General features: G+C 71.9%; 19 protein-coding genes. 13 read left to right on the top strand and 6 right to left on the bottom strand.

Annotation, left to right across the window (positions count from 1 at the left end; all coding sequences use genetic code 11):
* Positions 1-123: 123 nt before the first annotated feature.
* A complete protein-coding gene (locus OG607_RS12265) occupies positions 124-3741 on the top strand; it encodes a trypsin-like peptidase domain-containing protein (RefSeq protein WP_405722459.1) in 3618 nt (1205 codons plus the stop codon).
* Positions 3742-3839: 98 nt separating this feature from the next.
* Positions 3840-4796, top strand: a complete 957-nt coding sequence (locus OG607_RS12260) for a bifunctional riboflavin kinase/FAD synthetase (RefSeq protein ID WP_405722456.1) — start codon at positions 3840-3842, stop codon at positions 4794-4796.
* A gap of 83 nt (positions 4797-4879) precedes the next feature.
* Here the strand turns inward: OG607_RS12260 and OG607_RS12255 are convergent, their stop codons facing one another.
* The 3 genes from OG607_RS12255 to eccE all read right to left on the bottom strand — a co-directional run bounded on the left by OG607_RS12255 (position 4880) and on the right by eccE (position 9631).
* The gene (locus OG607_RS12255) at positions 4880-7030 is read right to left on the bottom strand and encodes a MinD/ParA family protein (RefSeq protein ID WP_405722455.1); all 2151 of its coding nucleotides are present in this window, start codon (positions 7028-7030) and stop codon (positions 4880-4882) included.
* A 376-nt stretch (positions 7031-7406) separates the two neighbouring features.
* Complete coding sequence (locus tag OG607_RS12250; protein ID WP_405722453.1) at positions 7407-8282, bottom strand: hypothetical protein; 876 nt, start codon at positions 8280-8282, stop codon at positions 7407-7409.
* Positions 8282-9631, bottom strand: a complete 1350-nt coding sequence (gene eccE / locus OG607_RS12245; RefSeq protein WP_405722451.1) for a type VII secretion protein EccE — start codon at positions 9629-9631, stop codon at positions 8282-8284. Before eccE ends, OG607_RS12250 begins: the two co-directional genes overlap by 1 nt.
* Before the next feature lie 223 nt (positions 9632-9854).
* Here eccE and eccB point away from each other — a divergent pair, with 223 nt between their 5' ends.
* From eccB to OG607_RS12210, 7 genes are all read left to right on the top strand, one after another.
* Positions 9855-11489: a type VII secretion protein EccB gene (eccB, locus tag OG607_RS12240; protein WP_405722450.1), complete on the top strand. Its 1635-nt coding sequence runs from the start codon at positions 9855-9857 to the stop codon at positions 11487-11489.
* Between the two features lie 211 nt (positions 11490-11700).
* Positions 11701-12024 (top strand): WXG100 family type VII secretion target, encoded by a 324-nt coding sequence (locus OG607_RS12235; protein WP_405722448.1) that lies wholly within the window; start codon positions 11701-11703, stop codon positions 12022-12024.
* 86 nt (positions 12025-12110) lie between these two features.
* Positions 12111-12404: a WXG100 family type VII secretion target gene (locus OG607_RS12230; RefSeq protein WP_329311768.1), complete on the top strand. Its 294-nt coding sequence runs from the start codon at positions 12111-12113 to the stop codon at positions 12402-12404.
* A gap of 142 nt (positions 12405-12546) precedes the next feature.
* Positions 12547-13806, top strand: a complete 1260-nt coding sequence (gene mycP, locus OG607_RS12225; RefSeq protein WP_405722446.1) for a type VII secretion-associated serine protease mycosin — start codon at positions 12547-12549, stop codon at positions 13804-13806.
* Positions 13807-13826: 20 nt separating this feature from the next.
* Entirely contained in the window at positions 13827-14144 is a 318-nt protein-coding gene (locus OG607_RS12220) for a hypothetical protein (RefSeq protein ID WP_405722444.1), read from the top strand.
* A gap of 165 nt (positions 14145-14309) precedes the next feature.
* Complete coding sequence (locus OG607_RS12215) at positions 14310-15791, top strand: hypothetical protein (protein ID WP_405722442.1); 1482 nt, start codon at positions 14310-14312, stop codon at positions 15789-15791.
* Between the two features lie 90 nt (positions 15792-15881).
* Positions 15882-17240: a S8 family serine peptidase gene (locus OG607_RS12210; RefSeq protein ID WP_405722441.1), complete on the top strand. Its 1359-nt coding sequence runs from the start codon at positions 15882-15884 to the stop codon at positions 17238-17240.
* A gap of 139 nt (positions 17241-17379) precedes the next feature.
* On the opposite strand, the gene OG607_RS12205 is transcribed toward OG607_RS12210, so the two are convergent.
* Positions 17380-17682, bottom strand: coding sequence for a hypothetical protein (locus OG607_RS12205; RefSeq protein WP_405722439.1), 303 nt, complete (start codon positions 17680-17682; stop codon positions 17380-17382).
* Between the two features lie 117 nt (positions 17683-17799).
* Here OG607_RS12205 and OG607_RS12200 point away from each other — a divergent pair, with 117 nt between their 5' ends.
* Positions 17800-18366, top strand: a complete 567-nt coding sequence (locus OG607_RS12200; RefSeq protein ID WP_405722437.1) for a dihydrofolate reductase family protein — start codon at positions 17800-17802, stop codon at positions 18364-18366.
* Between the two features lie 48 nt (positions 18367-18414).
* The gene (locus tag OG607_RS12195; RefSeq protein WP_405722436.1) at positions 18415-18732 is read left to right on the top strand and encodes a hypothetical protein; all 318 of its coding nucleotides are present in this window, start codon (positions 18415-18417) and stop codon (positions 18730-18732) included.
* Positions 18733-18755: 23 nt separating this feature from the next.
* Here OG607_RS12195 and OG607_RS12190 read toward each other — a convergent pair whose 3' ends face one another.
* The gene (locus tag OG607_RS12190; RefSeq protein ID WP_405722434.1) at positions 18756-20084 is read right to left on the bottom strand and encodes an SUKH-4 family immunity protein; all 1329 of its coding nucleotides are present in this window, start codon (positions 20082-20084) and stop codon (positions 18756-18758) included.
* A 26-nt stretch (positions 20085-20110) separates the two neighbouring features.
* Complete coding sequence (locus tag OG607_RS12185) at positions 20111-22093, bottom strand: ATP-binding protein (protein ID WP_405722432.1); 1983 nt, start codon at positions 22091-22093, stop codon at positions 20111-20113.
* A gap of 180 nt (positions 22094-22273) precedes the next feature.
* Between OG607_RS12185 and OG607_RS12180 the strand changes: the two genes are divergently transcribed.
* Together OG607_RS12180 and OG607_RS12175 are read left to right on the top strand one after the other, a co-directional pair.
* Complete coding sequence (locus OG607_RS12180) at positions 22274-22684, top strand: hypothetical protein (protein WP_405722430.1); 411 nt, start codon at positions 22274-22276, stop codon at positions 22682-22684.
* A 111-nt stretch (positions 22685-22795) separates the two neighbouring features.
* Positions 22796-23185: a hypothetical protein gene (locus OG607_RS12175; protein WP_405722428.1), complete on the top strand. Its 390-nt coding sequence runs from the start codon at positions 22796-22798 to the stop codon at positions 23183-23185.
* The last annotated feature ends 40 nt before the right edge of the window (positions 23186-23225 follow it).

Here is a 23225-nt window from a genome sequence, read left to right as displayed (position 1 = left end):
GGGCGCTCGGAGTGAATTGAGTGGTGCAGGGGGGCGCGTTCGCCGGGAGATCTGTTGTGACGATCACCGGACCTCTACGGTCGATACGGGCGTAACGGGCACTGTGTCGGGGAGGGTGCGCGGATGACGGGGCGTGCCACCGATGTCGACGAAGCGCTGGTCCGGATCTGTGACCTGGCCGGACGGCCGCGCGGCACAGGCTTTCTCGCCGACGGCGCGGGGACGCTGCTGACGAGCCATGAGGCCGTGGACGGGCTGCCCAGGCTCGTGCTGCACGCGCACGGCGACCAGACGATCCTGGTCGACGCCACCGCCGTCACGCCGCTGCCGGAGTTGGGGCTCGCGCTGGTGGCCACGGAGGGGCTCGCGGTGCCGCCGCTGCCGGTGGCCGGGTCGGGGCCCGCGCATCCGGAGGGGAGGGTGCGGTTGCGGGGGCGTACGTGGACGGACGCGGTGGTCGTGGGCAGCACCCCGGTGACGTACACCGCGACGGACCGCTTCCATCTGCTCGAAGAGGCGTACGAGCTGACGCTGGAACAGCCACTGCACCCGCAGGCCTCGGGGACGCCGGTGCTGGACGCCGAGACGGGCGCGGTGCTGGGAGTGGTCGCGACGGCGCTGCAGGCGGGGCACAGGGCGAGCGGGTTCGCGCTGCGGCTGCGGGGGAGCGGGGGGCCGCTGGGGGAGCTGCTGGCGTGCAACGCGGCCACGGTCCCGGCGTACGGGAGGCACCTCAACCTCGCGGGGGCGCTGCAGCTGACGGCTACCTCGGTGGGCTCGGCGGGGGCGCCGCGGGAGTGGTGCGAGCCGGTGGCGCGGCCCGGGACGGCGGAGGAGCTGGAGCGGTTCCTGGCCGCGGGGGCGGGGGAGCCGCTGGTGCTCGGGCTGGTCGGGGACCCGGGCTGCGGGCGTACGACGGAGCTGACCGCGCTCGCCGCCCGACGCGCGGTGGGGGCCCGGCCGGAGCCGACCATGTGGCTGCGGGGGGCCGAACTGCGGCCGGGGGACGGGGGAGTGAAGGACGCGGTGGAACGGTCGCTGCGCACCGCCGCCCGCATCGTGCACGCCGCGGCGGGCGGGACCGGGGAGCCGCCGGCCGCCTCGCCGGATGCCGTCGCCCATCTGGCGCGGGCGTCCGGGCGGCCGCTGCTCGTGCTGCTGGACGGGCCCGAGGAGATGCCGTCCCTGCTGGCGCACGCGCTGCCCGACTGGACCGCCGGGACGGCGAGCTGGCTGCGGGCGGCCGGGGTGCGGCTGGTCGTGGCGTGCCGGCCGGAGTACTGGGAGCGGGCGGGTTCGCTGTTCCCGCGCGGGATGCTGCACGGCGGCGGCGCAGGCGACCGGGGACCTGCCGCGAGCCGGGCGCTGCCGGACTGCGTACGCCTCGGAGATCTGCCCCCGGCGCAGGCCGAGCGCGCCCGGGCCCGGTACGGGATCCCGGCCGGCGCCCTGGCGGAGCAGGACGCGGCCCACCCGCTGGCGCTGCGGCTGCTCTCGGAGGTGCGGGCGGCGCTGCCGGACACCTCGGCGGTGGGAGAGCCGGACCGGGCCGAGGTCTTCTCGGCCTACCTGGACCTGGTGTGCCTGCGGATCGCGGTACGGCTGGCGGCGGGCGGTCCCGTACGGGGCCCGGCGGTGCGGCGGCTGGCCGCCCGCGTGGCGGGGCAGGCGCACGAGGCGGCGCGGCGGTGTCTGGGGCCGGGGCAGGGGGAGCTGGACCGGGAGTCGTTCGAGGAGCTGTTCCCGTGGCGGGAGGGGTGGGCGTCGGCGGTGCTCACCGAGGGCCTGGTGGTGCCGGCGGGGGCCGGATACCGGTTCGCGCACGAGGAGTTCGCGGACTGGCTGCAGGGCCGCCACCTCGACCTGGACGCGGCCCTGGACGCCCTGGTCCACCGCTGGTTCGCCGCCGCCCCCGCGCCGGACGACGAGGAAGCTCCCGTCCGGCTGCCCTCGCGCCGGGCCTCGCCCGCCCGGCACGCCCCCGGCCCGCCGGTCCCGCCCGCCCCGCCGGTGGCGCCGCCCGCCGGGCCCCGGTCGCTGCCGGTGCCCCGGCACCGGATCGGGCCGGTCGTCCAGTCGCTGCTGCTCATGGCCCGCGAATCCGGGTCCATCGAACTGGCCCGCCGCCTGGCGGAGTTGGTCCGGGTCCTGGACCGGGACCGGGAGCCCGGGCCTGCCGAGCCCCGGCAGAGCGATGCCGTCTGGTGGGCGGCGCACCTGCTGGGCGAAGTGCTGCTGAGGGTCCCGGACGCGATGCCGTACTGGGGTGTCCTGCGGCTCCTCGCCCAGCGGATCACCGCCCGCTCCATCGAACGCGGCGGCTTCCAGGACAGCAGTGCCTTCGGCGGACTCGGCCGGTTCGGCCCCTGGTTCTGGCTACGGCTCGCCGTCCCGCTCCCGGACCGCCTGGACCTCCTGCGCCTGCTGCTGCCGGCCGACCCGCCCCCGAACAGCCCCGCCGGGCAACGGTTCCTGACCACCGTCGCCGAGCTGGTCGGCGACCGGCCGCGCGTGGCGATGCCCGCCGTCTGCGGCTGGTTCGACGACGAGCGGCCCCTCCAGACCGCGGCACAGGCCCCGGTCCAGACCGCGGCACAGGCCCCGGCACAGGCCCCGGCACAGGCCCCGGCCGTCACGGTGGCCACCGCCGCCCAGGCACTGCTCCACACCCACCGCCAGCGCGCCGTGGACGACCTCACCGAGGTGCTGGTCGCCGCCGCACATCCCCGCGCCGACGAGCTGCTGGCCGCCCTGGCCGAGGACGAGCCCTCCGCCGTCTGCCGCGCCGTGGACCGCTGGGCCCATGAGGAGCGGCCCGAACGGCATGTCGCGGCGATCTCCTACGGGCTCCGGGCCGCCCCGCACGTCACCTCGGCCGCCGACCGCGAACTGCTGCGCTACGCCGCCCTCGCCGTCCTCGCCCGCCCCGCCGACTGCACCCTGCACGGCGGCGCCCTCGGCCTCCTCGTACGCGACCCGGTCACCCGCTCCCGCCATCTCCCGGACGCGCTGCGGCACTTCGCCGCCGGTGACCCGCAACTGCCGGTGAGCGCCCTGGTCACCGCCCTCACCGCACACCCGGAACCGGTGTTCGCCGCCGTCCAGGCCCGGCTGCGCGAGCCCGGCGAGGGCGCCGGCGAGGTGCTGCGGGAGCTGGCGGAGGTCACCACCCCCGCCCTGGCCCGCCGGGTCGCCACCCTCGTACGCGACCACCTGGAGCACCGGCCCGAAGGGGCCTCACACGTGGCCGCGTACCTCGACCGGCGCCTGGAGCACGGGCCCGCCGCCCGTTCCGTGCTCTTCCCGCTCACCATCGGCCTGCTGCGCGAGCACCCGCCCGAGGTGCGGCGCGCCCTCGCGCCCGTACTCGCCGCGCCCGGCACCCACACCTCCCGCCCGCTGCGCCAGGAGCTCCTCGACGACCTGCTGGACCACGAGCGCGACCCCGGCGTCCTCGACACCCTCCTCCAGGCCGCCGCCGACGGCTGCGCCCGCCGCCCCGCGCCCATGACCCGTGACCTCGTCCACCGGATCGGCCTGCTCCTGGGCCGTACGGCGGAGGGCGCCGCCTCCTTCGACCTCAGGCTCGTCCAGCTGGCCTCCGGCTCGCCCGGCTTCGCCCGCCAGGTGCGCGGCTGGCTCGCCGCGCCCGGCGGCGGCTGGGACGCCGTGATCGGGCCGAGCACCCGCCGCACGTTCGAGCAACTCGATCCGGGTCCGCCTGCCGCGTTAGCGCTGTGACGGTCGGCGCACTGCGGTGGTCGGTTCCCGGCGGGAGGCGGCGGCATGGCAGTCTTGGACCTGCAGATTGCCGAATGGAATGGCGAGGAGCGGTCACAGTGCAGCGCTGGCGGGGCTTGGAGGACGTTCCCAGGGACTGGGGACGCAGCGTCGTCACCATCGGCTCGTACGACGGTGTCCACCGCGGACACCAGCTGATCATCGGGCGGGCGGTCGAACGCGCCCGTGAGCTGGGCCTCAAATCGGTCGTCGTCACCTTCGACCCGCACCCCAGCGAGGTCGTACGTCCCGGCAGCCACCCCCCGCTGCTCGCCGCCCACCACCGGCGCGCAGAGCTCATGGAGGCGCTCGGCGTCGACGCGCTGCTGATCCTCCCCTTCACCGCCGAGTTCTCCCAGCTCACCGCCGGCGAGTTCATCGGCACCGTGCTCGTCGACGCCCTGCACGCCAAACTCGTCGTCGAGGGCCCCAACTTCCGCTTCGGCCACAAGGCCGCCGGCGATGTCGGCTTCCTCTCCGCCATGGGCCTCACCCACGACTACGAGGTCGACATCATCGACCTCTACGTCACCGGCGACGCCGGCGACGGCAGCCCCTTCTCCTCCACCCTCGCCCGCCGCCTCATCGCCGAAGGCGACGTCGAGGGCGCCATGGAGATCCTCGGCCGCCCCCACCGCGTCGAAGGCGTCGTCGTCCGCGGCGCCCAGCGCGGCCGCGACCTCGGCTACCCCACCGCCAACGTCGAGACCCTCCCGCACACCGCCATCCCCGCCGACGGCGTCTACGCCGGCTGGCTCCACGTCGAGGGCGAGGCCATGCCGGCCGCCATCTCCGTCGGCACCAACCCCCACTTCGACGGCACCGCCCGCACCGTCGAGGCGTACGCCATCGACCGCGTCGGCCTCGACCTCTACGGACTGCACGTCGCCGTCGACTTCCTCACCTACCTGCGCGGCATGGAGAAGTTCGACTCGATCGACGCCCTGCTGGAACGGATGGCCGACGACGTGAAGCGGGCCCGCGAACTGGTCGACGCGTACGACGCGGCAGGCTGACTCAGCCCTGCCCGCAAAGCGTTCAGGGGGTCCGGGGGCAGCGCCCCCGGACCCCCTGCGGTTGCTCAGTTTCCTCGGGTTCCTCAGACCGGCGGCGGAGCCGGCGGGTAGCCCTGTCCCGGCGGGGGCTCCGGCGCAGGGGCCTGCTGCCAGCCGGGGGGCGGCTGCTGGCCGTAGCCGGGCTGGGGCTGGGGGTCCTGCGGCGGCTGCTGCTGGTGCGGGGGCGGGGGCTGCTGGCCCCAGCCCTGCTGCTGCTCGTAGGGCTGCGGTTGGGGCTGCTGCGGCGGGTACCCCTGGTGCTGCGGCGGGGGCTGGCCGTAGGGGTCGTACGCCTGTTGTCCGTACAGGCCCTGGGCCTGCTGGGCGCGGAGCATGTCCTCGGCGACCAGGGCGGAGAGAGTGAAGTAGGCCTCGCGGGTCTTGGGACGCATCATGTCGAGGTCGACTTCGGCGCCGGCGGCGAGGTGTTCGTCGAAGGGGACGACGATGACGCCGCGGCAGCGGGTCTCGAAGTGGGCGACGATGTCGTCGACCTTGATCATCTTGCCGGTCTCGCGGACGCCGGAGATGACGGTGATGCTGCGCTGGACGAGGTCGGCGTAGCCGTGCGCGCTGAGCCAGTCCAGGGTGGTGCTGGCGCTGCTGGCACCGTCGACCGACGGGGTGGAGACGACGATGAGCTGGTCGGCGAGGTCCAGGACACCGCGCATGGCGCTGTAGAGGAGACCGGTGCCCGAGTCGGTGAGGATGATCGGGTACTGGCGGCCGAGCAGGTCGATGACGCGGCGGTAGTCCTCGTCGTTGAAGGTCGTGGAGACCGCCGGGTCGACGTCGTTGGCGATGATCTCCAGGCCGGAGGACGCCTGCGAGGTGAAGCGGCGGATGTCCATGTAGCTGTGCAGGTTGGGGAGATTCTGCACAAGGTCACGGATGGTCGCGCCGGTCTCGCGGCGGACCCGGCGGCCCAGGGTGCCGGCGTCGGGGTTGGCGTCGATCGCGAGGATCTTGTCCTGGCGCTCCGAGGCCAGCGTGGAGCCGAGGGCGGTGGTGGTCGTGGTCTTGCCGACGCCGCCCTTGAGGCTGATCACCGCGATCCGGTAGCAGGACATCACCGGCGTACGGATCAGCGCCAGCTTGCGCTCGCGCTCCTCCATCTCCTTCTTCCCGCCGAGCTTGAACCGGCTGGGCTGCGCGTTCGCCCCGGGCTTGCGGGCCTTGGGCTGGTTGCGGATCAGCCGGTCGGACGACAGCTCGACGGCCGCCGTGTAGCCGAGCGGTGCCCCGGCCACGCCGCGGTGCTGGCCCTGGTCCGGCACCGTCGGCCAGCCGCCGCTGCGCGGGTCCACGGGCTGCGGGGGACCGGCGACGGGCTGGGGCGGCTGGGGCTGCGGCGGCTGAGGGGCGTGCTGCTGCTGCGGGATGGGCGCGCCGGGCTGGGGGTAGCCGTAGCCCGGCGGCGGCTGTTGCTGCGGCTGGCCCTGCGGAGGCTGCTGCTGGGGGTACGGCTGCGGCTGCTGCGGGTAGCCGTAACCGGGCGGCGGCTGCTGCTGGGGCTGCTGCTGCCACGCCGTACCGGGCGCGGGCTGAGCGGGCTGGGGGTAGCCGTAACCGGGCGGCGGCTGGCCCTCGGGCTGGGGCTGGGGCTGCTGGGGATACGGCTGCTGCGGATAGGGCTGCTGCTCGGCGGGCTGGTATCCCGGCGGCAGCGGCGGCTGTCCCTGAGGGGGGCCTTGCGGGGGGCCCTGCGGGGGCGGTCCCCAGGGGGCCGCGCCACTGGGCGGGGCGGACTGCGGCGAGGGAGGGCCCGGCCACGGGGCGCCCTGGGCCTGCGGTGCTTGCGGAGCCTGCGGCGGCATGGGCGCGGCCTGCGGCATCGGCGCGGGCTCGGCGGCCGGCTCCGGGGCGGCCTCGGCCACGGGCGCCACCGGGGCGGCCGGCTGCGGGGCGGGCTCGGGGGCGGCCTCGGGCTCGGGCTGCGGCGTCTCCTCGGCCGCGGGCTCCTCGTCGTCCGAGGCGCCCCAGACCGATGCGGCCGGATCCGGCGCCGGGGCGGCCGGAGCGGGCCCCGGAACGGGTGCGGGCGCGGGAGCGGCAGGCGGCTCCTCCGCCGCGTTCGGCCGCAGCATCGGGAACCCGGGCGCACCGGCCGACGGCGTCGCGGGCGGAGCCGGCGCGGGCACCGGGGCCGGCTCCGGGGTGGCCGGCGCGGCCGGGGCGACTCCGGTCAGCGGCACCGGCTGGCTACCGCTCAGGGGCACCGGCTGTGACGCCGGCGGCGGACTCGGCGTGGGTGCGGCAGGCGGCGAGGAGGAGCCGGTATCGCCGCCTCCGCTCGCCTGCGTGTACCAAGCCGGAGGCGTGAAATCGATGCTGAACTCGCTCGTAAGCGGCTCTTCTCCCCGCTCGTCATCGGGCACGTTCACGTCCCGGTCGCTGCTCACTACGCCTCCTGGTCAACACTTGCGTACTCCCGGGATCCCGGGGCGTGAACCCCGAACCCGTACCCCGGTCCCCCGTCATGAGCCTAATCGTGCGGCGTGCCGTCCGGGTTGGGGCAGGACGTCCACCGTGTGGAACGCCTGCACACAACCCTGCCAGCCCGCGGCGCCGTCAGTCCATGCGGCGTGGAGCGCCCAGCAGCCCGGTCTCCGCGTCCGTCGGCTGCGTCATGACGAACTGCTGCCGGTCCTTCGTGCACCAGAGCAACACGTTGTCGCCCAGCGTCGGCAGCGCCGCCGCGACCTGCCGGGGCAGCCGCAGCACGCGCGTGACGACCTCGGTCTCCTCCGGCGACAGCCGCTGCAGGCCGATCAGATCGGCCCGCCCGAGCAGCCGGGGCGCGTCCGGTCCGAGGAAGGGAAGCAGCGTGAGCAGGGACTGCCAGGGGCTGGGCGCCAGCAGGCTGCGCGGCGGGCGGGCGCCGCAGTCGCGTACGACGAGGACCGGGCTGGTCACCGAGGGGCCCTGCGGCGCGAGCTGGCGCACCTCATGGACCGTCACCGACTGCTGGCCGCCGCCCGCGGCCTGCGCCATGGGCGCCCAGGCCGGGGGCCGGGCCGTCTCGACGGCGACGCGGGCGCCGACGGCGACCGTACGCAGGGCGACGAGCTGGGCGATCCACATGCTGCCGACGACGACCACATCGAGCGGGGTCGGCCGGGCGATGCCCAGGACGGCGGGATGGTTCTGCGGGTCGACGCCGATGACGACGCCGTCGTCGCCGACCGGGACGGAGAGCGCGCCCAGCGAATCGGCCGGCAGCACATGCCGGTCGCGACGCGGGCCGCGCAGCCCGAAGCCGGGGCGCAGCCGACGGGGCGGGCCCTGCAGCTGCTCGTCGGGGCCGGGGCCCTGGCTGGGCAGGTGCGAGGGCCGGCCGGGCATCTGGCCCGGCGTCTGGCCGGGGAACTGCCCTGGCCCGGGGCCCTGCTGGCCCGGGCCCTGGTTCCAGCCGCCACCCGCCGGGGCGTACGTGGGCGTGGACATCAGCGCGTACCTCCGAGGGGGAGCGTGGCCAGCAGGCCGGGAAGCTGCTCGCGGTCAAGGCGTACGAGACCGGCGCGGGCGGTGCCGCTGCGGCTCTCCAGGACGCGCCGGGCGGCGACGAGTTCGTTCTCGCTGCGGGCCGCCAGCCGTACGTACCCGGTCAGCGCGGGGGAGTTGAGCGCACCGCGCGAGGCGGTCAGCGCGAAGGTGGTCGCCATCACCGGCGTCGAGGTCAGCAGCGCCGTCAGATCGGCCAACTGCACCGCCCCCGGGCCCATTTGCGGCCAGTTGCCGACCCAGTACGTGGTGTGCCAGCGGTCGTCGCAACGCCAGGCCCGCACCGACTCCTGGGTGCGCCGGGCCGCCCGCCCGTCGCGGGCCGCCGCACCTCCGTTGTTGGCGCGAGGGTTGACGCAGGAGGCGATGCCCACCGCTGTCACGATCTCCCGCTCGTCCAGCACGCTCGCCCGGAATCCCAGCCCCGTCAGCCTGCTGGCCAGCTGGTCGGCCGCCCGCAGCAGCGCCCGCTGGGCGCCGCCGACCCCGCCGCCGCGCGCCGCCACGGCCTCCGCGCACAGCTCCGGGTCGAGCTTGAGCGCGACCCAGGTCAGCCGGACCGCCGGCGTCTGCGACTGGGCCTGGATCGGCGCGTAGGAGCGTACGGAGACGGCCTGTTCGGGCACATGCGGGGCCGGGGCGGGCTGGGTGTACTGCACCAGCTGCACCGACTCCAGGTGGATGTCCTCGACGTCCATCGCCGCGTGCAGCAGGTCCAGCGGCAGCGGCCGCGTCCCGCGCTGCGGGCGCAGCGGCTCGTCGGGCGCCTCCACCTGCACGATCGCGGTCAGGAAGGTCCCGTCGCCGACGAAGCCCACGGTCCGCTCGTCGCGGTCGGCGTAGGCGTACGTACGCAGCGCCGGATCACACTCCACGGCCGGTGCGAACGCCGGGTCCGTGCCGTGCGGCGCCGGCTCCGCGTACCCCCTCTTGCGCCGCTTCATGGCCTGCACGGTGGCCATCCACTCCGGCATGGGGCGCTTGCGGCGCCGGCCGAGCCCGAAGACCAGCAGCCCGACCGCGACAACGGCGGTGACCCCGAGGGCGATCGGGTGGATCACCCAGCCCACCAGCAGCAGCGCCGCCGCCAGCTCCACGTACACGAGCTGCTGCACCCGCATCCCGCCGACACTGCCGGCGCGCGTGCGCAGCCTGGGAGCCACCGGCCCGACGCGGGCCGGCTGCTGACCCGGCTGCCGCTGCTGTGGCACCTGCTGCTGCCCCTGATGTGCTGTTTCCCGTGCCGCCTGCTGCCTGCCGTTGCGGCTTCGGGCCCTGGTAGCGCTGGACATCCCCCGGTTTGCTCCTCTGCTGTTCGGCCGCGCGCGATATGTGGTGGCCGTGAAGTCCTGCTCGGCTGGCGGACGCGCTCGCGGTACCCGTACCGTACGGGTCGATCACCACAGGGCATAGTAGAGGGCCGCCCGTTGCCGCAATGGCCGAGGGCGGGCCCGGAATTGGCCGGGGTGGCACCGAGAAAACGGGCATTACGGGATACGGGGAGACAAGGCAGCAATGGCAGCACGACGGGATGAACTCAATGCCTACACATTCGCCCGCAAGCGGACGGTTGCCGCGTTCCTGAAGCCGCAGCAGAACGGCTCGGCCGAGGACGCGCCCCGCCCGATGAAGGCGGTCATGCCCAGCCTCATCGTCGGGGCGCTGATACTCGTGGGCTTCGGCGGCTACGGCATGATCAAGCCCAGCGCGCCCAGCGGCTGGAACACCCCGGGCGCCAATGTCCTTGTCGGCAGCAAGTCCACCACCCGTTACGTCTACCTGGACTCGGGCAAGAAGGACAAGGCCGGCAAGGAGATCGACCTCCTGCACCCGGTCCTGAACCTCGCGTCCGCCCGACTCCTGCTCAGCCCCGACAAGTACCAGGTGCTCAAGGTCGACGAGTCCGTCCTGGACAACCCCAAGATCCTGCACGGCCCCACCATCGGCATCCCGTACGCCCCCGACCGCCTGCCGGAGAAGGACGAGGCGGCCAAGCCCAAGGTCTGGGCGCTGTGCGAGCAGCCGATCGGCGGCAGCAGCGGCAGCAGCGGGAGTGGCAGCAGCGGCAGTGGCAGCGGCGGCAGTGGCGACACGTCGAACACCGAGAAGATGGTCTTCGTGCTCGGCGGCGAGGACAAGAAGGACGTCGAGGAGAGCAAGAACCAGCTCAAGCCCAACGAGGGGCTGTTCGTCGAGGCGCCCGGCGGCGGCTGGTACCTCGTCGACAACCAGGGCAAGGCCTACGCCATCGGCGCGATCCCCGGCACGGACGCCCGCGGCAACCCCGTGCCGCTGACGGCTGACGAGAAAGCCGTGCGTATCAAGCTGAGCCAGGCCCTGTTCGGGGCCTCCCCCACGCCGCAGGACGTCACCTCGGACTTCATGGGCACGCTCAAGCAGGGCGCGCCCATCGCCTTCCCCCAGCTCGACGGCGTGGGCACCCCTTCCTCCGCCGCGGGCGTGCCGGCCAAGCACAAGACCATCGGCATGGTCATCCGGGTCGTCACCGGCGACGGCCCCCAGCTGTACGTCGTCCTGAAGGACCGGCTCGCCCCGATCACCGACTTCACCTCCCGGCTGCTCCTCCAGGGCCCCGACGCGACCACCGTGTACGGGAACGCGAAGGCCGAGCCGCTGACGGACAACCTCGCCGACATCGAGATCGGTGCCCGCTACGACGACAAGAAGTGGCCCGCGGCCGGCCCCACGCAGGTCAACACCCCCGGCGGTCGCAAGGTCTCCTGCAGCGTCTTCAACGGCACCGCGGACAGCGGCGGCAACGCCGTCCAGAGCACCTGGGCCGGCACGAACTACCCCGAGGAAGTCTCCGAGGGCGGTACGAGCGCGTACGTCACCCCCGGCAGCGGCCTCCTGCTGCGCCGCGTCTCGTCCCTGAACAACACCATCGGCTCGGTCTTCCTCGTCACCGACACCGGTCTGCGCTACTCGGTGCCCTCCAACGGCGACAGCGACAAGGCCGCCGCCGACACCGCGTCGGCCGACCCCAACCAGGCCGCCGACGACGGCCCCCAGAAGCGGCTCGGCTACGACGGCGTCACCCCCGTCTCCGTCCCCAACGCCTGGGCCGATCTGCTGGCGGCGGGGCCGACGCTGGACACCACGAGCGCCAAGCAGCCACAGAACCAGTGACGTTGGCTGATTCCGGGCGGTCGTTGGCGAGTTCTGTGAAGGCTTGTTGTGGCTCTGTCACAAATGGGTTCCCCCATTGGGTCTTGTCACAGCGGATCGCTAGAGTGGCTTAAGGCATCAGACGTAGATGTCGGCCGTACGTGCGGTTCCCGCGCTTGCCGGGAGAGCCTGTACGGACACGGGTAACGAGTCTCATGGGGGACGCTGGCTTATGGCTGGACAGCAGTACACGACGACCGAGGAGGAGATGGTTGCGTTCAGCAACAAGATCTCCACGGTCAACGGACAGATCCAGGGTGAGATCAGCCGTCTGCAGACGGTGATTGACACGATCACCTCGGGCTGGAAGGGCGCGGCCGCCACCTCGTACAACAACCTGCAGTCGCAGGTGAACGAGGACGCGACCAAGCTCAACCAGATCCTGGGCGAGATCAAGGACGCGATCGACACCACGACCAAGAACTACTCGTCCTCGGAAGAGGAGCAGGCGGCGTCGATCAGTCAGGTCTCGGCGCAGTCCTCGCCCTTCGGATGATGCGGCCCGCGCACGTCCGCGTGCGCGTGCGCTGAACCACCCAGGACCCGCAGGACCAGATCACACCAACTCCCCGAGGAGACACCATGTCCGGCCAGATCCTCGTCAATTTCACGACGATCTCCCAGGCCGCCTCTGATGTTCGGACGACGGCCGGCAATGTGCGCAGCCAGCTCGACGACCTTGAGGCCGGCGTCAAGCAGATCGCGCAGAGCTGGGAAGGCGCGGCCCAGGAGGGCTACCAGGCCAAGCAGGCCGAGTGGGACAAGCGTGCGGCTTCCCTGCACGCCACCCTCGAGGCCATCGCCAAGGCCCTCGACACCGCCGCCCAGAACTACCAGAGCACGGAGCGTCAGAACGCCTCCATCTGGAACACCTGACCGAGCCGCCGTACCACCGGCACTCCGTATGAACATCAAGGGTGGGCGCGCCGCTTCAAGGTGCGCCCACCCTTACGCGTCACCCGCATTACCAGTCGTATCCGCACGCATCTGTACGCATGTAAACAGGGGGAACCAACCCGTGGGATCTCGCGCCGCACAGTCCGCCGCGACAGCGCTCTGTGCCCTGAGTCTCGTCGGCCTGTCAGGCCTGGCCGTCGCCACGCCCGCCGCCGCGGACACCGCCGCCGACGACCCGAGCATTCCGATCGCCAACGCCTCCTGCAACTTCGCCGGCGCCAACATCGCGGGCACCCCCTGGTCACTGCAGCGCCTCCTCCTCGACGAGATGTGGGAGAACTCCCGCGGCGCCGGCGTCAAGGTCGCCGTCATCGACACCGGCGTCGACAACGACAACACCCAGCTCCGGCAGGCCATCGACCCCGACGTCCGCGGCAAGGACTACATCACTCCCGGCGGTGACGGCACCGACGACCCCGTCGGCCACGGCACCAAGGTCGCCGGCATCATCGCCGCCCGCCCCATCGCCGGCACCGGCTTCGTCGGCATCGCCCCCCAGGCCACCATCATCCCCATCCGCCAGAACGACGCCGAGGGCAGCGGCACCGCCGGCACCATGGCCGATGCCATCGACTACGCCGCCGAGCACGGCGCCGACGTCATCAACATCTCCCAGGACACCTCCCAGGCCCTCCAGCCGGGCTCGGACCTGGAGAAATCCGTCGAGGACGCCATCAACGAAGGCGTCGTCGTGGTCGCCGCCGCCGGCAACGACGGTGCCTCCGGCCAGAAGAAGCTGACCTACCCCGCCTCCTTCCCCGGTGTCCTCGCCGTCGCCGCCTCCGACCGCAACAACGAGCGCGCCTCCTTCTCCCAGCCCGGCGACTTCGTCGGCGTGGCCGCCCCCGGCGTCGACATGGTCTCCACCGTCCCCAAGGGCGGCCAGTGCATCGACAACGGCACCTCCTTCGCCGCCCCCTACGTCGCCGGCGTCGTCGCCCTCGTCCGCTCCAAATACCCCAAGTGGACCCCGGCCCAGGTCATCGCCCGCATCGAACAGACCGCCGAGCGCACCGAAGCCGGCCACAACGCCCTGGTCGGCTGGGGCGTCGTCGACCCGGTAGCCGCCCTCACCGACGATGCCCCGCCCAGCGACAAGGCCACCGAGGACCCCCAGTCCACCCAGATCCAGAATGCCGGCAACTCCATCGTCCCCGGCGTCCTGACCATCGGTGAGACGGCGGAGGAGCGGAACACCCGCTACGGGATATACGTCGTCGGCGGCGGGGTCCTGATCATCGCCGTCGTCGTCGGCTCCGGCATCGCGATGCGCGACTGGCGCCGCAAGCATCCAATCAACACACACGGGGAGGCCCTGTAATGGCCGCTAGCCAATACGGCGTGGATCTGAGCGCCCTGGACGAGGTCATCACCGCCTTGAACAACGTCCTGCGGGACATGGGCGGCACGAAAGGCAAAGCCGCGAACAACACGTACCTTCCGGCAGGCGCATTGGGCAAGAACTTCTCCGAGGAAGAAGAACTGCGCAATGCCCACGCCGTGATGAAGGACTACATCGAGAACACCATTCTTGCTCAGATCGAAGGCCTGGTCGACGACTTCGGCAAGAAGACCAAGAAGGCCAAGGATCAGTACGAGGAAGCCGAGCACGCAAGTACCGTCACTTCCGCTTCCGGCGGCTCGAGCATGGGAGTCTGAGCGGTGACTGGCGTAGAACCGATGGGTATTGGGGGCTAGCGGATGTTGGCAGCAGATGGCGGTGGCGGTGGCGGCAGCTCCAGCAGGCTCAAGCCGGACACTCCTTTCAATCAAAAGGGGCTGAAGGACCTCAAGGAGATGCTGGAGGACGCCAGCGTCCAGACAGTGGAGGACGTCGCCCAGAACTGGCTTGACGTCCATGACCTGTTGGTGGGCACTGACGGCACCGGCGGAATCCTGAAGCAGTTCACGGATGCCGTGAACAAGGTTCTGGAAACTTGGCATGGCGAGTCCGCCATGGGATTCGCCTCTCAGGCGAATGTCATCGCGCAGAACTTCAGCAACGGTGCTCCGTACGCGAAGAACGTCTCAGATGTGATGTTCAGCTCCGCGAAGAGCCTGCAGGACGCCTACGGCCAGGTCATGGCGATCCAGGAACCCAGCTTCCTAGACAGCAGCCTGGACTTCATCGGAAACACCGCGACCTCCGGCGCGGGAGCGCTGGGCCTCGTCTCCAACACCATCCTCCCGGGAAGCGGCGGCGTCACCGCGGCCATCGGCGGCATGTTCGGCCTGAGCACCGGCCGTGACGAGACCCAGCTCAACGCGGACCTGGCCAACCCCAACATCAGCACCGCCCAGGCGCTGGAGAACAACAGGGGTGAGATCTCCGAGGAGAAGGAACGCTCGCTCGAAGCGGCGATCCCGATGGAGCAGCTGGCGCTCACCTACAAGAGCAACGCGTCACGGCTGGTTTCGCCCAAGTCCGTCGGTGTCGATGAGAAGCTTCCTGATCAGGGAAGCAACGGCGACGGCAACGGCAACGGCAACGCAAATGTCGGGGCCATCGCGGCAGTGCCGACCGCAGTCACTACCCCGAGTTCCAGTTCCTACAAGGGTTCTACGTCCTCGACCGGGTCCAGTTCGAAGTACACCCCCATCACGGACCAGTCGCCCCGATCCGACGGCTTCACCGGTGGTATCGGCAGCAGCGAATCGTCGAGGCCGTTGACCGGCTCCAATCTCACTTCTCCCTCCACCGGCAGCTCAATCGGAACGGGTCTGGACGGCTACACCTCAGGCTCCACCACATCGGCGGGCACGGGCCTCGGTTCCGGAACCGGTACGAGCGGCAGCTATGGCGGGACCGGATCCCTGGGCGGGACGGGCTCCAGCAGCCTGGGGGCCACGGGCAGTGGAACCTCCGGGACTTCCGGAATCGCCGGCGCCTCGGCGTCGAACCTCGGCAGCGGAGCCGCAGGCCGCACCGGTTCCGGCATGGGACGCTCCGGCATGCCTGGCGCAGCCGGGGCGGGTGGCGCAGGTAAGGGCGCGGGCGGCGCCGGTGCGACCGGCCGTGGCGCCCTCGCCCGGCAGAAGGGCGGCGTCGTCGGCGGCGCGGGTGCCAAGGGCGGCAAGACCGGCGGCGGATCCCAAGGCGGATCCGGCCTCCACCGCAGTCGCGGCGGTTCGCAAGCGGGCACGACCGGCAGCAAGAGCGGCCGGGGCATGGCAGGCGCGCCCGGCTCGCACGGTCGCGGCCGGGGCGAGGAGGAAGGTCGCGAGGGTCAGCGTCCGGACTACCTGATCGAGGATGAGGAGACCTGGACTCCCGAGCGTAATGTGGCTCCCCGAGTCATCGAGTAGGCCGATGCCGAGTCTGTGACCGGCGGAAGCGCGAAGGGGCCCGCAGTCTCCGGGCTGCGGGCCCCGTTCACGTAGGAGAGGTGTAACAGCATGAGCTTCACGCGGACGCTGCGTGCGGTGGGCGGCGCGGTGGTGGCGGGAGCGCTGCTCTTCGGAACCGCGCCGGTCGCTTCGGCAGACAGCATCAGGCAGAGTCAGTGGCCGCTGACTGCCTTCGACGCCGACAAGGTGTGGGAGCAGTCAACGGGCAAGGGCGTGACCGTAGCCGTGATCGATCACGCAGTGGACGGTACCCATCCAGACCTTGCCGGGAATGTACTGCCCGGCAAAAGCTTTGTCACCGGTGGGACGGCGAACCGCAATGTGAAAACACCGGACGCCGATAGCCACGGCACTGCGATGGCATCGCTCATCGCGGGACACGGTCACGGAGCTGGCGATTCTGAGGGAGTAAAAGGTCTCGCTCCCGACGCCAAGATTCTTCCGGTTGAAATCGACATGGACACGTCGACCGGTGGCGGTACGGAATGGGCTGATGCGCTGCGGTATGCCGTGGACCAAGGTGCCTCGGTAGTGAACATGTCTTTCGATCATGGCATCGTCTATACCGATGACGAGAAGCAGGCCGTGGCCTATGCGGCCGAGAAGGATGTCCTCCTCGTCGGTGGTGCAGGAAACACCGGCGCCAGCAGGGTGTCCTTTCCTGCCGGCGCGCCAGGGGTCGTCGCTGTTGGGGCTGTCGGCGAGGACGGAGTGGTGTGGGAACGCTCCAACTACGGTTCCGCGCTGATGCTCACGGCCCCCGGCGAGTACATCAGGTCAGCGGGTAACGGCGGTGGTTATCGCCTGGCTGAGGGAACCTCTGACTCCACCGCCTACGTCTCCGCCACCGCGGCTCTCCTTCGCTCCAAATACCCGGACCTCACCGCTGGCCAGATCGCCAACAGGCTTGTGAAGACGGCGGGTCTGCCTTCTTCCAAGAGCGGCATCTCCCTTCCGGACAAGCACTACGGTTACGGCTTCATCCGCCCCTACCACGCTCTGGTAGACGACATCCCGGCCGGCTCCAAGCAGGGTCCGCTCAAGTCGACCGGTGCCGACTCCTCGGCGTCCGACTCTCCCTCGTCCGCCGCCACGTCGGGGGGATCGGACGCGGCCAACTCCTCCGCGTCGTCGGACTCCTCGGGCCTCAGTTTTGGTGTCCTCCTCGCCATCGGTGCCGTCGTCCTCGTCATCGTGATCATCCTGCTCATCGTCCTGTCCAAGCGCGGCGGTCGCCGTAACGGGCCGGGGTCCGGTCCCATGCCGCCGCCGGGTGGCGGCTGGCAGCAGCAGCCGCCGGCGGGCTATCCGCCGCACCCGGGCCAGGCTCCTGGGCCGAACCCGTACCAGCAGCAGAATCCGTACGCCTCGCAGCAGCAGCCACCGAACCAGTGGCCCAATCAGTAAGACGTACCGCATGAGTGGTGAGGGGCCGCAGTCTTCGGACTGCGGCCCCTCGCTTAGTGCCGGGGAGCAACTGGCGCGCTCTGCACGGAGGAACGGGTGGGGCTGGCGCGGAGGGGCGATCAGGTCCCTCAGGGCCGGGTCAGGGCAGTAGCAGCCAGTCCGTGGCCAGCGCTGCGGCGACGCCGAGGACGAGGAGCCAGGTGCCGAGGCGGGTACGGCCGTTGCGGCTCAGCTGGATGACGGTGCCGCAGAGGGCGAGGGCGAGGCCGTAGTCGGCGACGACCAGGAAAGAGGTGCTGGCCGCGAGGCGGATCACCAGGAGGACCGCCATCACGGCCATGAGTACGGAGGCCAGGATGACGCGGATGCGTCGCGCCTGCCGGGGAGTGAGCCCGGTTCGGGGTTGGGTGGTGATGTCGGGCTCGGTGTCGGGGCCGCTCATGTGCGGGATCGTAACCGGCCGGGGGAGCTCGCCTGCGAGGGAGGGTCCTTTTCGAGCCCGACGGCGAACAGGACAGCGGACAGGACAGCGAACCTGACGAACCTTGCGAGGACCGTGATGAGAAAGATCATCCTGATGATGTCGGTGTCCCTGGACGGGTTCATCGAGGGGCCGGAGCGCGAGATCGACTGGCACCTCGTCGACGAAGAGCTGCACAGCCACTTCAACGAGGAGCTCGGGGCGATGGGCGGCTTCCTCAGCGGACGCGTCACCCATGAGCTGATGGCGGAGTTCTGGCCGACCGCGGACGCCGACCCGTCGATCACCGGGCCGATGGCCGAGTTCGCCGGTATCTGGCGGGAGATGCCCAAGACCGTGTACTCCCGGACGCTGCCGGCGGGGCGGGCCGGGTGGAACACCACGGTCGTGCGGGAGGTCGTCGTCGAGGAGGTCATGGCGCTCAAGGCGCAGCCGGGCGGGGATCTGGCGCTCGGGGGCGCGGATCTCGCGGCGGCGTTCATGGAGCACGGGCTGGTCGACGAGTACCGGGTGTACGTCCATCCGGTGCTGATCGGGCGGGGCAAGGCGCTGTTCCCGGCGGCGGACGCACGGACGGCTCTGGAGCTCGCCGGTACCCGGGCTTTCGGCAACGGGGTGGTGCTGCTCCGCTACGCCCGCCCGTGACTTGTAGGGTGGTCACCCGCGACAACGGGGAAAGTACGGGGATATCTCATGTCCGACGGATTCGGTATCAGCCACGCGGAGGTCGCGAAGCTCGGCAGGAGTTTCGCGACGCACGCGTACGACCTGGAGCAGTACGCCAGGACCTTCGAGGCAGCGGCGGGCTTCAGCGAAGCGCCCGAGGCGCGCGAAGCGGCAGCGGATTACGCCGAGTTGGCCGAGCACGCGATGTCGGCTCTCGAAGGCGTCCACCGCCGCCTCGACGCGATGGGCGGCGCGCTCGTCAGCAGCGCCCGGGACAGCGAGGCCACGGACGACGCCCTGGCCCGGCTGTTCGCCCCGGAAGGTGCTGACGGGGAGGGCAGCTGAGCCAGGGCGTCGGCTGAAGCGGGTCAGAACAGCCCGTGCCACATCTGCTCGACCACGACCGTCCACCAGTTCTCGACATCGCCCAGGGCCGTCGGGTCCAGGGCGGCGAGCTTCTCCTGGAAGGCGGCGACGGCGGCGCCCGCCTCGGCGGGGTTCATGCCGTCCATCGCCTCCCGGGTCTCGACGAGCAGGGCCAGCGAGCGGTCGAAGGCGGAGACGGACCGGTTGATGAAGCGGCCGGTGCCGGAACGCGGGTGGACGGCCCAGACGGAGCCGACCCAGCGTTCGGAGCCGCGGCACTGGACGGTGATGGCGCAGAGGCCGTCGGAGCCGATGCGGACGTGCCCGGCCAGGGTCTCCAGGGCCTTGGCCGAGGCCTCGGTGCCGCGCTCGCGCAGATGCGTGGCGGCGTCCGTGAAGAGCCCGCCGGGCGGGGGCGCGTCGGGGCGGTCGGCGGCGAAGAAGAACGGGATGTCGGCGGGCAGGCCCGCCCAGGTGAGGGTGGCGACGGCGGGCTCGGGGAGCTCGGTGCCGGCGAGATCGTCGGCGTCGTAGCGGCGTACGCCGTCGGGGCCGAGAGCCTCGACGAGCTCGCGGCCGAGAGCGACATCGCGTACGGGCTCCGCCGCGGCGACGTCCGACGGCACGGGGAGGCGGTGCGGGCGGGGAGGGGGCTGCTGGCCGGCCGCGCGGTGCATGGACTCGACGCTGTCGATGAGCGCGGCGATGCCCTCGGCGCGTTCCTCCGGCCGCATGCCGTAGTCCTGGGAGCAGGAGAAGGAGGCGTTCGGGAAGGCGCTGAGGATGAGGTCTCCGGTGTAGCCGCCGGGAAGCAGGCTGGGCCGCAGGTCGGTGTGGACGGCGACGACATTGCCGGCCGGGACGCCCATGCGCTGCAGCTCGGCCCAGGCCTGGTACTCGGCGGGCGGCTGACCAGGGGCGGAGGTGCGGAAGAGGGTCGACTCCTCGCCGTTGGCCGGGTCGACGTAGGAGAAGACGGCGGTGTTGCCCGGGCCGGTGACCGGCGGGGCCTGGGAGGCGTCGGCCCCGGCGCCGTGCTTGGCCTGGTACATGCGGATGACCTCGTCGACCGGTACCGAGGGCCACACGGTGAGCTCGCCGGTGCGCCGGTCGACGACACCGGAGGCGTTGCCGAAGTCGGCGGGCGGCCGGCGCTGCCCGGTCACCGGGTCCACCTCGACGGGCGGCGGCACCGCCCACACCACCCATCCGAGGTCGAACTCCTGGATGCCGATCCGCCGGTGCTGCTCCTGCGGGGCGTGGCCGTTGAGCCAACGTTCGGCGGTCGCGAGCGCTTGCGCCTGGCTGATCACGGGGAGGGGCTCCTTCACACGGTTTTCCACGGATACGGATGAGGCTATCGGTTGATCCGCAGGGCCCGGGCCCCGCGCTCGGTGGCCAGCAGCAGGACGCCGTCGGGCGAGAGATCCGCCCCGGTGAACGGCACGTCGGAGATCAGGGCCGCGACGACCTCTTCGGCCGCGCGGTCCCAGACCCGTACGTAGTCCGCGCCGCGGCTCAGCGCGAGCGGCGCGGCAGCCCGCTCCTCCTCGTCGGGGCGGACGACGGCGGCCGGGTCGACGGCGCCGAGGGGGGCCGGGCCGTCGAGCCCGTGCACCAGGACGGCCACGTCCTCGCCGAGCGGCAGTGCACCCGGCGTTCCGGCGGGGACCACGAGGACGGCGACGGGCACCGGCTCGGCCTGCGGCACCGGCTCGGCCTCGGGCACGGGCTCGGCTCCGGGCTCACCGCTTTCACCGGATGTTTCACCGGATGCCGGCGGCAGCGCCCCCACGGTCACCGCGCTCACCCCTGGCACCGTCACGCTCCACAGGGTCCGCCACGGCAGTGGCAGCCCCAGCGCGTGCATCGCGTCCGCGTAGTCCGGCAGCCCGTCCTCCACGAAGGCCGTCTCCAGCAGCGCGGCCCGGAGCAGCTCCGGAGCCTCGCTGCGGGTCAGCAGCGGCGCGAGCCTGCGGTACGTACGGGCCGGGGCGCCCAGCGCCTCCAGCGGCACCGCGTCCACGGCGGCCCGCAGCGCGACCGGGTCGGCGTAGGTGAACAGGGCCGGGTCGGTGAGCAGCTGGGGCAGCAGGCCGGCGGCCAGGGCATGGCCGGCGACGTAGTCGCGGACGTACGGATCGGCCTTGGCCCAGTTCTGCTCGGGCACCTGCTCCAGCAGGGCGACGGCGATCTGCGCCTGGGCCGCGCGTCCGCTGTCGGGGAAGCCGGAGCGGATCTCCGTGGCCAGCGCGGGGTGCAGCAGCTTCAGCAGCGTACGGTCGGCATCCCCTTCGGCGTCCTCTGCGTCGTCCCCTGCCTCGGCCGCCTCGACGGGTATGACAAAAGGCCCGGCCAGCGCCATCGCCCCCGCGATCGCCTCGGCCATCTCCCGCCCCGCGACCGCGCTCGCCAGCGGCGCCCACAGAGCCAGCGGCAGCCCCTCGCCCTCGGCGAAGGCCAGTGGCGCGAGGATCTGCCGCAGCAGTTCCGGTTCCGCGCCCAGCCGGCGCGCGTGCAGGTCAAGGGCCTCGCCGATGCCGCTGGGCAGCGCCTTGTCGTCGGACGGGTCGAAGCCCTCCGGGTGCATCAGGATGCCGTTCACGGCGAGCTGTACGGTCAGCCGGCCGGCCCCGGCGCGGCGTGCGATCGCCTCCGCCAGCGCCCGCCTTGCCGCCGGGTCCGAGGTGAACGGCAGCGCCGGCGCGCCGAACCGGGGGTCCAGCAGCGCGTCCGCCTGGAGCACCAGCCCTTCCGGGTCGGCCCATTCCGGCTCGTCCAGGTCGATGACCTGCACCGTCCCCGACGGCAGGGCGGCGGCCAGTTCGGCGGCCAGCGCGCGCGGTACGTCCGCGAGCAGCCGTACGGTCTCCGTCGCCGCCAGCGGCAGCAGCATCTCCCGCACCAGCCGGGCAGGTTCGTCCACCACCCGCAGCGCCCCGGCCCGGTCCACGTCCGGCACGACAACGGTCACCGGCACGTCCAGCGCGGCCAGTTCGGCGTACACGTCGTCGGCCCGCGACGCCTTCAGCCCGAAGTGGTCCGCCAGCACCCACAGCACCTGCGCCGCCGTCAGCCCCTCCGGTCCCGGCACGGCGGGCGCGGGCAGGTCCGGGGGCACGATCGCCGGGTCCAGCCGGTCCAGCGGCAGCTGCTTGCGGTACTCCGGGTCGCACAGCATCAGAAAGCCGACCAGCAGCCGTGACACCCCGCTCCCCGGACTCCCCGTCAGCAGCACGCATCTGGGCGTCCCGGGCCACTCCATCCGCCACGCGGCCAGCGCGCGCAACGCGGCCGTCCGGCCGCCGATGTGCGGATGCGGTTCGTACTGGCCGCCCATGGCCCTGCCGCCCTTCGCTGAAGCAATTCGTCGATTCCGTGCGTGCGATACGCGCGGTACGCGCGTCGCGTGCGGTGCGCATGCGCTACTTACGGACGCTGATCCTATGGCCATGGTTTCAGGCCCCGGACGCCTGGCACTATGGCATGCGCACGTACTTTTCGAGACGGGGGCGCACCCATGAGCATCGAGCGCAACGAGCGCGAGGTCACCGACGACGACCTGATGGAGGACGCCAAGGACCCGGTCCAGGCCGCGCGCCTCCACAAATCCCTGCGCACGCTGCGCGACAACCCCAACGTGCCGCCCCAGCTCCAGCAGATGGCCCGCGAGGTCCTCACCGGCCGCCTCAGCATGACGGATGTCGCGAAGGGCGGGACGTACCTCGACGCCCTGGGCGACAGCATGATGAAGATCAAGCGCGCGGCGGAGAACATGACCCCCGAGGAGGCCGAGCGCAACCGCGAGGCCGCCGAGCGCTACCGCCGCGAGCAGGAGGAGGCCGAGGCCCGCGAGCAGGCCGAGCGTGACGCCCCCACCCAGCCGCAGCCCGACACCCCGCGCCCGCGTTCGCGCCGCGGCCGTATCTAGATCTAGAACAAACCTGTGACATGTGCGCGACCAGGATGCACCGGCAGCCGTCGGTAAGCTGCCGGTGCAGCCAGTGCGCCGACTGTAAACAGCTTGAGAACAGGGGAAGTTGTGGGACAGGACGGGCTCAAAACCGCAACCGACGTCCTCGATTCGGAGGGCTCCAACTTCAAGACCATCGGCCAGTCCTTCGGTGAGGCGCTGACCCGTCTCCAGGACAACCTCACCCGCCTGGAGGGGTCCGGCACGCCCCCGTGGGGCGATGACGACATCGGCGAGAAGTTCGGCGTGGTCTATACCGGCGTGCGGGATGGCATGTACCAGTCGATGGACTATCTTTCGACCAAGCTCGGCGACATCGGTGACGCCCTGCAGGCCATGGGCAAGAACCATGACTCCAACGAGACGTTCAACAATGCGCTCATGGAGCAGGAGCAGGCGAACGAACAGGTCCAGGGCGGTCTGATCAAACGGCTCGCGCCGCCGACCACCGCCGCCTGACTCCGCATTCGATCGCTCGTAGTCCGACAACACAGCACAC

The organism is Streptomyces sp. NBC_01537, assembly GCF_045040445.1.
GTDB lineage: Bacteria > Actinomycetota > Actinomycetes > Streptomycetales > Streptomycetaceae > Actinacidiphila.
This window is presented reverse-complemented; position numbering and strand designations above follow the sequence as displayed.

Coding starts and splice junctions, on each gene's coding strand:
- OG607_RS12265 (WP_405722459.1), top strand. CDS start 124: ATGACGGGGCGTGCCACCGATGTCGACGAAGCGCTGGTCCGGATCTGT.
- OG607_RS12250 (WP_405722453.1), bottom strand. CDS start 8,282: ATGTCCACGCCCACGTACGCCCCGGCGGGTGGCGGCTGGAACCAGGGC.
- eccE (WP_405722451.1), bottom strand. CDS start 9,631: ATGTCCAGCGCTACCAGGGCCCGAAGCCGCAACGGCAGGCAGCAGGCG.
- eccB (WP_405722450.1), top strand. CDS start 9,855: ATGGCAGCACGACGGGATGAACTCAATGCCTACACATTCGCCCGCAAG.
- OG607_RS12235 (WP_405722448.1), top strand. CDS start 11,701: ATGGCTGGACAGCAGTACACGACGACCGAGGAGGAGATGGTTGCGTTC.
- OG607_RS12230 (WP_329311768.1), top strand. CDS start 12,111: ATGTCCGGCCAGATCCTCGTCAATTTCACGACGATCTCCCAGGCCGCC.
- OG607_RS12210 (WP_405722441.1), top strand. CDS start 15,882: ATGAGCTTCACGCGGACGCTGCGTGCGGTGGGCGGCGCGGTGGTGGCG.
- OG607_RS12205 (WP_405722439.1), bottom strand. CDS start 17,682: ATGAGCGGCCCCGACACCGAGCCCGACATCACCACCCAACCCCGAACC.
- OG607_RS12200 (WP_405722437.1), top strand. CDS start 17,800: ATGAGAAAGATCATCCTGATGATGTCGGTGTCCCTGGACGGGTTCATC.
- OG607_RS12195 (WP_405722436.1), top strand. CDS start 18,415: ATGTCCGACGGATTCGGTATCAGCCACGCGGAGGTCGCGAAGCTCGGC.
- OG607_RS12185 (WP_405722432.1), bottom strand. CDS start 22,093: ATGGGCGGCCAGTACGAACCGCATCCGCACATCGGCGGCCGGACGGCC.
- OG607_RS12180 (WP_405722430.1), top strand. CDS start 22,274: ATGAGCATCGAGCGCAACGAGCGCGAGGTCACCGACGACGACCTGATG.